Raw genomic sequence first — 10,690 nt, 5'->3', positions numbered from 1 at the left:
CAACCGGGGAAAAGAACTCGGTAATTTCATGCCTCATCGATACCGGAAACAACTAGATCAAACAACTTGGCAGTGCCGTCGATCTTGATCTTTGAGAAGCTTGCGCTTTGCCATCGCCCGACTCCATTAACGACCAACCTGCGTGAAGCGTTGTCGAGTCGGGTCAGACAGAGAAATCAAAACAGGCGCATGTCGACGGCAATCCACAGAGATCGGATGCTGCACATCCGATCTACAGCATCGTTCCGGTTTCGTTCGGCCTTAGCGTACGATTTCGGACTGCTCTTGTTCCGACCCCATATCGTCGTGGGTTGATGTTTGCATTGCTTCACCTTTAACCAAAATGACTATAGTGACTATAATGCGCCAACGGCTTTTCTGCAAGCGCTTGAACGGCAGGGGAGGGGATAGCTAGAGCCCTGACGCCTTGGTCAAATTCACGCGAAAGCGGTCCCGTCGCCGTTGATATCTGCGTGTCATCTCTGCTGATGTGTGCCCGAGCTGCTTCTGTACGTAACGCTCATCGACTTCAGCAGAGGAGGCAAGGCCAGCGCGAAGGGAATGCCCGGAAAATTTGAACGCCCGCTCGATCTCGCTGAGATCACCGCGAACGCCGGCCGCCATGGCGGCCCGCTTCACCAGCCGAGCCACTTCCTTGTCATTCAGCCGTTTCGGCCCAACTGCTTTGCCTTGTCCCGTCACGCGACGGAAGAGGGGACCGTGCGCAAGCTTGGCGAACTTAATCCAAGTCTCGATTGCGGCGACCGGGCAGGTCGCATCGGCCGAGCCGCGACCGACCTCCACCTCTCGCCATCCGGTTTTACCGCGCAGCGTAATAATCATACCCTTGTCGAGGATCTCGATCCAACCATGACCGTCCTCAGTCTGGTCGGCCTTCAGGTCGAGGCCGACGATCTCGGAGCGCCGAAGGCCGCCAGCAAAGCCGATGAGCAACATGGCCCGATCACGCAGGCCGCGCAGGGAGCCGCGATCGAGCGTTTCGACCATGGCAATGATATCCTCAGCCATGACCGCTTCCTTCTGGACAGGTGGCTTGGCGTGGCTGTTGCGGATGCCGGCCATCACGGTGGCGATATGCCGGTCCTTGCGATCGAGCGAGAGGCCACGCTGGGCATAGTTCCAGGAGAGTGAGGAGAGGCGGCGTTCGATGGTCGAGACAGAGTTCGCTTTTGCACCCCGTTCAGCTGTGCCGGAAGCGCAGGCTGTGATGTAAAGTCCGATGGTTTGCGGATGCGGGGGCAGGGGGGCCAGATTGGAGCGCCTGCACCACGCCGAAAAATGCTTCCAGTCGGCCGCATAGGCCTTGCGCGTGTTGGCGGAACTGGCCGCCTGGACATAGCCACGAGCGCGATCGGCGAGGCTGGCAAGATGAGCAGGTGTCTCGCCACCGCCGGCGAGAGAGGGGAGGGGGCTTGCGCCTGACACCTCCGGCGCGGAAACATCACGCCCACCCGCCGTGCTGAGAAACGGAGCTGAGGTCTCCTCGACGTGATTTTTGGTGTTTTGCTCGATGATTTGGGCCATTTCTCTATAATGAGAAAAACGTCCGATAATGCAAGATTATCGGACGTTTTAAATAACATACAAGCCGTGCGGTTTATTGGGATGTAACTGGCGTAAACTGCGCACATGAACTATGCTTCCGGGCATGGATTCGATCGCGACCCCGCACTCACACTCACCGACCTGGTCATCCCGCCTGCCGGGCTGGGCGCTGTCACGCGGCCGCGACCCGAGCGATATCGACGCCGCCTTTGTCGCCGGTATCGCTCTGAAATCGCTTGATGATCTGGTCCGCGCGGACCCCCCGTGGATCGGCTGCTGGCGCGATCGTCTCGCCTTGAAATCAGCCGCGGTCGCTGCTCGGATCCTGGGCCGGAATGAGGAAGAGGATGCGCTGCGCGACGCCGTTTTGCTGACGCCGGCTGATGGCGATCCAGGACCGGCCGGAAAGCTGTTTTTGGCCACACGAATGCTGGCACGTCGAACAGCGATGCCGGGTACTGCGTTTGTCAGGGAATTGGTCGAGCTTCTGTCTATCCGATGGGACACGGAGCTGTCCTCGATCGCGGATCTCGCCGATGTGGCAATCCAGTCCGGGCGCGCGGCCCCCATTGCGATCGCTGATCTGGTATCCGCGATCATGGCGCTTCGTCCGGACGCGGAAGTCCTGGCTCTGGCTTTGGCAGACATCGTACTGGCCCAGAAGCTGAGATGGGCGCGACCCGTGCCGCTTCTGCTACCTGTACGGTTTGGGTCTGCATTCCGCACCATCGGCGGAAGAGGTCGAGTGCGGCCAGGTGAGCCAGCTTATCCCAAGGCAATTTGTCTGGCGCTGGTCAGCAGTGTCGAGGCGGCGCTTCAATCTGCCGCCGACATTGATCGCCGTGCCGCTCGGTTAATGGCAGCAGTGCCAAAGGTGAGGACCAAGGGGGGCGATGCGGTTATCCAAAAGCTACTTAATGAAGACGCGCTTCCGGCCTCGGCGCCAGGGTGCCATCTGTCACGCTGGGCAGCCACTCGATTGTTTGAGCGACTGGAGAGTTTGGAAGCGGTGCGGGAACTGTCCGGCCGCTCTTCCTTTCGAATTTATGGGTTATGACGATGAGGGGAGCGAGCGCAGCAAAAACAAGTCAACGCCAAGCGAAAGACCGGCAGCAGAAGTCCTTTATGATCGTGAGCTCGAGGGACTGCCTCCAGAACTGCGCTGGCGTGAGTGGATGTTGCGGGTAGAGGCGGTGACATTCGCCTCGTCCGAACCGGTCAGCCGCGAGATGCTGGCGCGGGTGGTCGGCAAAGAGTGCAGTATTGATCTGTTGGTTGATGACCTCATCGACGAATTACGAGAGCGACCATACGAACTCGTGTTGGTCGCAGGCGGATGGCAGCATCGCACCCGAGCGCGGTTTGCTGAGACAATTCGCATTTCGACCGCTCCCGCGAGATCAATTGCACCACGGCTGTCAGAGACCGAGTCTATGGTGTTGACGGCGGTGGGATATTTTCAGCCGATCACCCGGGCCGAATTGTCAGAGATTTTCGGCAAGGAGGTCAGTCGTGACACGATCGCCGGCCTGCGAGATGCGGGCCTCATCGTATCAGGGCCGAGAAGTCCGACACCCGGTGCGCCCTACACCTATGTGACAACACCCCGATTTCTGTCGGTTTTTGGCTTTGAGACCCTGCGTGACCTTCCCAACATCGAGGCACTCGAGGATGTTGGTCTTCTGAGCAGGCGAGGCAAGTTCGATACCTCCAACAAAGATCTTGCCGACATCGCTTCTGGTGGACATGACGCCGATGAGGCCGACTGATATCCTTTCTCATCGTGAGTTCGTTCGATAACGACCTTTTCTTCGCGATCCGATGTACCCCAGTAACTTGGAATGAAGCAATGCGCTGATATCCCGACGCGCGGTTTTCAAACTGACATGCCAAGTCGGAACGATCTCCTTCGCACTGAAGCGCTCACCCATTCTGATCTGCTCCAAAAACCATATCTGTCGCTGATTGAAGGATTGTGGTTCAGGGTCATCTTTAGGGTCACGTTCAGGGACACTTGTGAACAACTGGCTGTTTGCGATCCCTGTCATTGCAAATGAATGATAGTCGCGTGCATGTGTCTGCCGGCAACTGATGTTCTCGGTAGATCATGATTTGTGGTGCTCTGACTGCTGCACCTGCGCTCCGTGCGGGGATCATTATCTTTCTCGACACAATCAATGGTTGATTACGAAAAGACACGTGAACTTTTCATTGACAGATCCTGCGGAGGGCGGTATTCATTCGTCATCGATCTTTTGCTTGCCGAGCTTTGTCTACCGCGCGATTGGCACCGCGCTCTAAGCGAATTTCTCTTTCAAAATCAGTCGGTTCTTGCCCGCGTTGCATTCGTTACGCGGTACATCACTCTATGCTTGGAAAGGGTTCATCATGACCACTGGCACAGTAAAATGGTTTAATTCCACAAAGGGCTTCGGCTTCATTCAGCCTGACAATGGCGGCGCAGATGCATTTGTTCATATCTCGGCTGTCGAGCGTGCAGGAATGCGAGAGCTTGTAGAAGGCCAGAAGATTGGTTTCGAACTTGAGCGCGACAACAAGTCGGGCAAAATGTCTGCGACCAATCTGCAGTCTGCATAAGTGAGATCCGCTTCCCTTTGACCACGGATGTACTGGCACTGCCGGGAGCAATTTCATTGAGGCCAGGCGTTTCGCCTGGCCTTTTTTATTTTGGCCTTGGGCCAGATAGGTAGATAACATGACACAAAGACACAGCAGGCCCCGCCAACAAGCCGAGATCGCGTTCAAAAAGCTTCAGGCTTCTGTCATCGCATCGGATCTTGACGAGCATGATCGGCAAGCCGAGGCGCGGGATGAGAAGACAGCGCGGCTTAGAGCCGCACGCCTCGCAAAAGAGCTTGCCGACCGAACATCTGCGGCAGCAGCACTCATCGCAAGGCGATCCGTGAGGACGCCACCCACTCTCGCGACCGACTGGGCGCATTCGGATCGCATTGGCACTAGTTTCCAGTCCAGCCGTAAGAGCCCTTGGTCAACAATGACGAGGGCACTTGAATTAGCAAAGGAAGACCAATGTCATCGACGACAAGTGAGTTGAACACCATTAACACCGCCTGGCAGATTGCCGTCCAGGAAATCCTGAGGATGGTTATTCGCGATCTTTATCGCGGCGAAGGCGAGGCGCAGTTCAAAGAACATCTTGAACGCATTGAGGCCGCAGCTGTTGACAGTATCCAGACTGACCTGAGATTTCGGGGAACAGACGAGTGGACAGAGCTGCTCGTCAAGGAAAAGGCCAGCAATTTCGTCACGACCTTGCTGACATCATTTACCTTCGACCGGGCATGATTTCGCACTCTTACGGTTTCAGTTCCAGCGCAGTCCGGGGGCGACTTTAGAGAACGAAGAGGGGCACTGAACATGACAGACTTCAAGCAGTTTGCTACAAGTTCGAATGGCGACAGCTGGTTCGTTGGGAAACGACAAGACGGTGTGGCCGTTGTGCGTCACAAGGCAAACGCCGCGTCTGGTGGACATGAGACGATATTGCGCGTTGAAGAGTTCTTGCTTCTGAGGCACGACAGCCCCGAGCAGGCGGCACTGTGATTAGGCCCTTTAATTGCGGATGCTTGTCAAGCACCTGCTCCATCCTTGCCGGGGTCATGGTCCTTTTCGAGGTCTTCGCCTCACGATCATGTTCGGGTCCAGTGCTTCAACGTATGGAACGGAATACGGCGTAGCCGTTTTCAGCCTAATCAACGAAGTCACTGCAACCACCGTCCCGGCGGGGACTTTGCAGGCCCGCTCGGGCCTACAAATTATAGAATCCTATGTTTCTTTTCCGGCGCTCCATTCGAAGGTCGTACCGTCGACCCAAATGCAGTGAAGGATGACAGCGAGCTTACGAGCTACGGCGACCTGCGCCTTTTTCATCCCGCTGCGCTTGGCCAGCCTCAATCCCCAAGCCTTCAGCGAGCACCATTTCTTTGTCCGATGTAGTAACACGGCTGCGGCTTCGAACAGGTGTCCCGGATCAGCGCCTTTGAGACAGAAGTGTTTTAATTGAGAAGAGAGGATTTTCGGCTCATCGTAGCTCTATCAAAGGAAGCGAAGATGAGACAGAAAACCGTGCCACAGACATCGGCGGCCGAGAAGACGATCAAGGATATCCGCCGCGCGACGCGCAAGCACCATTCGTCGGAGGAGAAGATCAGCCGCCTGATCGCCACACGCTCTCCTTTTTGTAAAGGGCATCGGCTTAGGGCCCCGCCTCATGCCTCGACCGTCTTCAAATGGGGGTGCGCCGGACCTACTCGATAAATTCGACCACGACGCCCGGCTTGACCATTCCAGCCAGTTCCTCGACGTCCCAGTTGGCTAGCCGAACACATCCATGCGAGCCAACCTTGCCGATAAGCTCGGGTTCAGGCGTGCCATGAATCCCGTAGGTCGGTTCGGTGAGGTCGATCCAGACTGTCCCGACAGGACCGTTCGGCCCGCTCGGCAGTTCAAGGATCTTCTTGTTGTTGCCCTGCTGGAAATTGATCTTCGGATTGTAGGTGTACGTCGGCATTCGCGACACGCCCTTGACCTTGTGTGTCCCGGTTGGAGAGGGTGAATCCTCGCTGCCGATCGTCGCTGGATAGACCGCCAGCAGTGAGCCGTCTTCGGCGAAAGCGAAGACCTGCGCCACCTTGCGGTGAACCTCAATCCGCCTAACCGATCCGGACCTGGCGGCGCCGGGAACGGCGACGGCGATCGTCTCGCCCGGCTTGAAGGCCGCCGTCGGATTGAGGGCCTTGATCAGCGCGATATGCGTGTGGAACCGCTCGGCAAGCTTCTCCGCAATGCTGGTGTAGCCGAGATGCTCCATCCTGGCCTGTTCGGCATAGTCTTTTGGAATGCTCTCGACGATATCCTCTCCGTCTTCTTGCGTGATGGCATAGGCCTGGATGGCCGGGGCATCATCGGTCAAACGGCCCAGTACGTCGGGATCGAGCTTCCCATCCACTGGCAGACCCTGAAGCGCCTCGAAACCGGCAATCGCTTTCGTCAGGTTGTCGCCTAAATAACCGTCGATGACGCCCGGCGATGAACCAGCCCGGTCGAGCAGGACCTGCAGATGCACGATGGCGGGATTGGGCTCGGTCTGTTTTTCCGCCGGCGCCTCGATCGGAAGGGACGCGATCGCCGCGGTATTGACGGCTTGTGCGTCGATCGGCGCTGCAAAGGCTGGGGAACAGAGCGTTAGAGCGGCGGTCAGTGAAAAGTACCGAAAGGCATTCTGCATGGAGGCTACCGATAAATTAGGGAGAGACTCTCCACCCGGTGGATGGAGAGGCTTCATTGGAGAAAGGTCAAGCAAGGAAGAAGGCCGCCGTTTCCGGCGGCCTTCATCTTGTCAAATCGTGCGGCGAGTGGTGGTTTCGGCCAGAAGCAACGCCTTCTTCGTGCCGTAGGAACCGCCGAACCAGGCCGCCACAGCCCCGAGCAGGAGGGCGAAGAAGCCCAGGATCGCGCCGGCCGACACTGCCTTGGTGGCCGTCTGCGCCGCCTCGAGCGCCTGCTGCTTGGCCGCAGCAACATTGTCGCGATAGGTCTTCTCGTACTGCTCGACCTGGGTGCGGGCCTGATCGACCGGGATGTTCTGTGCCTTGGCGATCGCATCAGCGGCGCGATTGCGGGCATCTGCGGCCTTTGCCTGGTCACCGGTCACGGCAGCCTGGACCGCCGAAACGGCTGCATCACGCAGGGCTGCCGGATCGTTGCCGCCAGACGCGTCACGGATCTGTTGCTCTATCCCGGCCATCGGGTTTGCAGAAGTCGCAAGGGCAGGGGCTGCCGACGTGGCAGCGGTCGCGGCCGTCTGGCCAACGCCACCGACAATGCTGGACAGACCACTGAACGCGCCGCCGATGAGGGCACCGACCGACGTGGTCAGCAGGTAGAGGATGACAAGAGTGGTGACAGCCCAGGTGGTTACACCTTGATACCCGCCGGTCGAGCGGCTCGGACGGCCGGACAGGCGGCTGGCGGCATAACCGCCGACGAAGGAAGCAATAATGCCGGCCACAACGAACCACGCGCCACCGGCTATGGAAAAGGTGCTTGCATTCGGGTTATCATAGGTTGCGGGATCGATCACGGCGGCGCCGATGCCCACTCCCAGAAGATTGAGGAGGAACTGGACGGCAAGCGCCAGGACGACCCCGGCGAAGATCGCGCCCCAAGACACCTTATGCAATGTGGCTGTAAGGGAGGGGTCGACATAAGCCGCTTCGCGCGACACGTGGACGGAGACAGGTTCGGTCATGGTGCATCCTCTTGATCACGGGAACGTGAGTGCCACACTAACGCGGCAATTGCCTTTCGGTTCCCGTACCACAAGAAACAAAAAAGACCGGCGATGAGATCGCCGGTCTCTGCTGCAGTTACATCAAACGAAGAGCCTTGATTAGTCCTTGCGGACGGCGCGGTCGGACCGCTCGTCTTCGACTTCCACCTCGGTACGGCGGACGCTAGCGTTGATGGTCTCCTCGCGCTGCTCGGCGGTCTTGCGCAGCGCGATCTCTTCGACGACGCGCGCATCCTTCGAGACGACAGCCTCTTCATGGTGCTCTTCTGCCTCGATCGTGCGGTCGACGAACGCGTTTTCCGTTCCCGATACAGGGCGGTCGACCGTGCGACGCTCGATGCTGACGTTCTCGTCGCGCAGCGATACCTGTTCGCTGACAGGATTTTCGACCACGTAGGAACGGACACGGACGCGGCCATGGTTGAGGTCGCGCTTGCCGACACGAAGCTCTTCCTCGACCACCGGGATAACCTCTTCACGGCCGGCATCCAGGGCTGCCGTTCCGGTTGCGCCGGCACGATTGGCGGAGGCGCCATACGACCTCACGGTCTCCTGCTGGTTCCAGCCTTCCGAGCGCCAGCCCTGGGCGCGCTGATCGAGATCGATGCTGCCCTCGTCATCGAGGATATCGATAACCTTGTCATAAGAGGCGGCGGTGACGTTGCTGACAGTTACTAGATAACCACCGCGGCGAAGGCCTTCGGAATAGACGGCGCGATCCTCGTCGGGAAAGAAGAAGTCTTCCAGCTTCTCCCAGAAGCCCTTGTGCTCGGAGGCAACCTCAGTCGAGGTAGTAGACTCCTTGCCGGCGACGACGCGAATGCCGTCGCGGGCAATCCCGGCTTCGGCAAGGCGTTCGACGGCGGCATCCGCATCGCTGCGGTTTTCGAAGAAGGCCGTCACCGTGTTAGACGAAGAGGCGCCGTAGGACGATGTGGTTTCGCTATAGGTCATGAGTTTCTCCTTTTCTCGGATTAATAATTGGCTTAGGGGTCGTCGCGCTCGATCGTGGCACGTTGCTTGCGCAGTTCGACCGGAATGGTAACGTCCTCGGTGGTGGCGACGCGGCGGATGTGGATCTCTTCGACCAGCATCAGACGCTTCTCGACAACGAGAACCTCCTCCATCACAGGCACGATGGTCACGTCACCGTCCGTGCGAACGGCCGGCGCTTCTGACACTTCACGTCCGATTGCCACACGCGTCACCTCGACATTCTCGCTGTCGAGGCGTGCCTCCGCTGCTTCTGTAACAAACTCGGTTTTGGTGCTGACGCGGACGCTGCCGTCTATGACGGCGCGCTTGTCGATGACAAGCTGTTCTTCGATCACCGAGAGTTTCTCGTCAGGCTTGGTCATCCGCATTCCAGATTGTTGCGACAAGCATTGAACGAGCGGAGTCCAACCTTGGTTCCTTGAAAAAGGTCACACGTCACCAGCTGAGCAAAAATCGCCCAAGGCCGGAACAAAGTATTGACGCAGTGATTTTGTGGCTCACGAGGAAAGGTAAGCATGATGAATATCCTGATCGTCGAAGACCAGTGGCTGCTACCTGGCGCGGTCGAAGAGGCGGTATTGTCGCTCGGGCATGAGGCCATCGGGACGGCAACCACGGCAAAGGAAGCGTATGAGCTTGCCGACAAGGCAGAGGTTGCCTTTGTCGACGTCAATCTGATCGATGGTGCGACAGGCCCAGAGATTGGCCGACGTCTCGCAGCAGACGGGGTCACCGTCGTCTTCATGCCCGGCAATCCGGAACAGCTTGGCTCAGGCGTCGGAGGCGCTCTCGGAGTAATCTCAAAACCGGTGATGGACCTGGAGCTGGTCGAGACGATCCAATACGCAACGGATCATCATGCCGGGCGAGACTGCATTGCTCCCAAGCGCTTTATTGCGTTTCATTGATCGCTACCTGGCAAGACCCTTCTATTCGTCGAGCTCGTTTCGTGTGACGCTCGCCAACTCGTGGAGCCCCTCGGCGCGGCCTGGCTCCTCGTCAGCGGCCAGAATAACCGCGTAGAAGGCGGCCCGACATATTTCTTTTTTAGACGCAGCAGCGTGTTTCTTTCTGACCGCGTCTACGAGATCCTTCGGTCGCATTCGCGGGAGAGCGAGTTCGGCGATCGTCCGCGCGATATCCTCAATGTCTGATGCCAGTTCTCTTGCCATCACCTTCTCCATTCGAAGATGAGATAGCGAAGGGAGATGACAGCGCGATGTCAGAACGCGTCTGGTCCGCTCAAAGTCAGATTTGCATTCTCAGGCGCGTTTCCGGATGCGTCAGGTCAGGCCGCCCCCAACGATACGTTTCGCCGCTCAAGCGAGAGTGTGTAGGCGGGTAAATTCCGTCAACTTCCCGACTGAAGCCGCATCTTGCGCAAGCGCTCGGTCTTCAGCCGCCGCTCCTCCGCCTCCGCCTTGATTGACGCCATGGCGCTGGCATGCGTTGCGTCGAAGCGTTGCTTCCTGTCCGCCAAGGAGCTCTTCTCGCGGTTTCGTTTTCGTGGAATGTCGTCATCTTTCCATCACGATGAACTAATGCTCAGCAAAACAGCGACAAGTAGAGGGGGACGTCAACAAGAAGAATGTACGACAGGGTACGGTGCTGATGCACCATCGGAACTTATCGTTTCGGGATGACGTTATCTGGCACCTCATCCTGGAGAGCCCCGATGGCCGACGATCCCAAATCTTCTTCACCCGCAGTTCAGGCTTGGACTTCCCCTTCAAAAATGGAGGGCTTCTGTTAGACAAGACTGACAGGAGACTTAGAATTGAAGCAGCGAGAATT

At 57.9% G+C, this 10,690-nt stretch carries 13 protein-coding genes and 1 pseudogene; 6 read left to right on the top strand and 8 right to left on the bottom strand.

Annotated features, from left to right (window positions below):
- Nucleotides 1-411: 411 nt before the first annotated feature.
- Nucleotides 412-1,545: a site-specific integrase gene (locus FIB18_RS24150; protein ID WP_038595134.1), complete on the bottom strand. Its 1,134-nt coding sequence runs from the start codon at nt 1,543-1,545 to the stop codon at nt 412-414.
- Nucleotides 1,546-1,669: 124 nt separating this feature from the next.
- Here FIB18_RS24150 and FIB18_RS24145 point away from each other — a divergent pair, with 124 nt between their 5' ends.
- The 5 genes from FIB18_RS24145 (at nt 1,670) to FIB18_RS24115 (ending at nt 5,151) form a co-directional block, all read left to right on the top strand.
- A complete protein-coding gene (locus FIB18_RS24145) occupies nt 1,670-2,623 on the top strand; it encodes a DUF1403 family protein (protein WP_235889932.1) in 954 nt (317 codons plus the stop codon).
- The gene (gene scpB / locus FIB18_RS24140) at nt 2,613-3,335 is read left to right on the top strand and encodes an SMC-Scp complex subunit ScpB (RefSeq protein ID WP_407921874.1); all 723 of its coding nucleotides are present in this window, start codon (nt 2,613-2,615) and stop codon (nt 3,333-3,335) included. The genes FIB18_RS24145 and scpB overlap by 11 nt, the downstream gene beginning before the upstream one ends.
- A 619-nt stretch (nt 3,336-3,954) precedes the next feature.
- Entirely contained in the window at nt 3,955-4,164 is a 210-nt protein-coding gene (locus FIB18_RS24130) for a cold-shock protein (protein ID WP_034806062.1), read from the top strand.
- A 453-nt stretch (nt 4,165-4,617) separates the two neighbouring features.
- Complete coding sequence (locus tag FIB18_RS24120) at nt 4,618-4,893, top strand: hypothetical protein (RefSeq protein WP_038595177.1); 276 nt, start codon at nt 4,618-4,620, stop codon at nt 4,891-4,893.
- Nucleotides 4,894-4,965: 72 nt separating this feature from the next.
- A complete protein-coding gene (locus tag FIB18_RS24115) occupies nt 4,966-5,151 on the top strand; it encodes a hypothetical protein (RefSeq protein WP_038595179.1) in 186 nt (61 codons plus the stop codon).
- Between the two features lie 222 nt (nt 5,152-5,373).
- Here the strand turns inward: FIB18_RS24115 and FIB18_RS25280 are convergent.
- The 5 genes and pseudogenes from FIB18_RS25280 to FIB18_RS24090 all read right to left on the bottom strand — a co-directional run.
- Nucleotides 5,374-5,568: pseudogene (locus tag FIB18_RS25280) on the bottom strand (IS110 family transposase); the annotation flags it as partial.
- Nucleotides 5,569-5,854: 286 nt separating this feature from the next.
- Complete coding sequence (locus FIB18_RS24105) at nt 5,855-6,835, bottom strand: L,D-transpeptidase family protein (protein ID WP_138787460.1); 981 nt, start codon at nt 6,833-6,835, stop codon at nt 5,855-5,857.
- Between the two features lie 111 nt (nt 6,836-6,946).
- Nucleotides 6,947-7,858 carry a PhnA-like protein gene (locus FIB18_RS24100; protein WP_138787459.1) on the bottom strand — a complete coding sequence of 304 codons (912 nt, stop codon included), beginning with the start codon at nt 7,856-7,858 and terminating at the stop codon, nt 6,947-6,949.
- Between the two features lie 141 nt (nt 7,859-7,999).
- Nucleotides 8,000-8,854, bottom strand: coding sequence for a YsnF/AvaK domain-containing protein (locus FIB18_RS24095; RefSeq protein WP_140023413.1), 855 nt, complete (start codon nt 8,852-8,854; stop codon nt 8,000-8,002).
- A gap of 32 nt (nt 8,855-8,886) precedes the next feature.
- Nucleotides 8,887-9,258: a YsnF/AvaK domain-containing protein gene (locus FIB18_RS24090; protein ID WP_140023411.1), complete on the bottom strand. Its 372-nt coding sequence runs from the start codon at nt 9,256-9,258 to the stop codon at nt 8,887-8,889.
- Nucleotides 9,259-9,411: 153 nt separating this feature from the next.
- Here FIB18_RS24090 and FIB18_RS24085 point away from each other — a divergent pair, with 153 nt between their 5' ends.
- Nucleotides 9,412-9,804, top strand: a complete 393-nt coding sequence (locus FIB18_RS24085) for a response regulator (protein WP_036566598.1) — start codon at nt 9,412-9,414, stop codon at nt 9,802-9,804.
- Nucleotides 9,805-9,825: 21 nt separating this feature from the next.
- Here the strand turns inward: FIB18_RS24085 and FIB18_RS24080 are convergent, their stop codons facing one another.
- Both FIB18_RS24080 and FIB18_RS25380 read right to left on the bottom strand, forming a co-directional pair.
- Nucleotides 9,826-10,068, bottom strand: a complete 243-nt coding sequence (locus FIB18_RS24080) for a hypothetical protein (RefSeq protein ID WP_140023408.1) — start codon at nt 10,066-10,068, stop codon at nt 9,826-9,828.
- A gap of 179 nt (nt 10,069-10,247) precedes the next feature.
- Complete coding sequence (locus FIB18_RS25380) at nt 10,248-10,376, bottom strand: hypothetical protein (protein WP_263635088.1); 129 nt, start codon at nt 10,374-10,376, stop codon at nt 10,248-10,250.
- Nucleotides 10,377-10,690: the final 314 nt, after the last annotated feature.

The organism is Brucella pecoris (genome assembly GCF_006376675.1).
GTDB classification, from domain to species: domain Bacteria; phylum Pseudomonadota; class Alphaproteobacteria; order Rhizobiales; family Rhizobiaceae; genus Brucella; species Brucella pecoris.
Note: the sequence above shows the minus strand (reverse complement) of the source record. Positions and strands in the feature narration are given on the sequence as shown.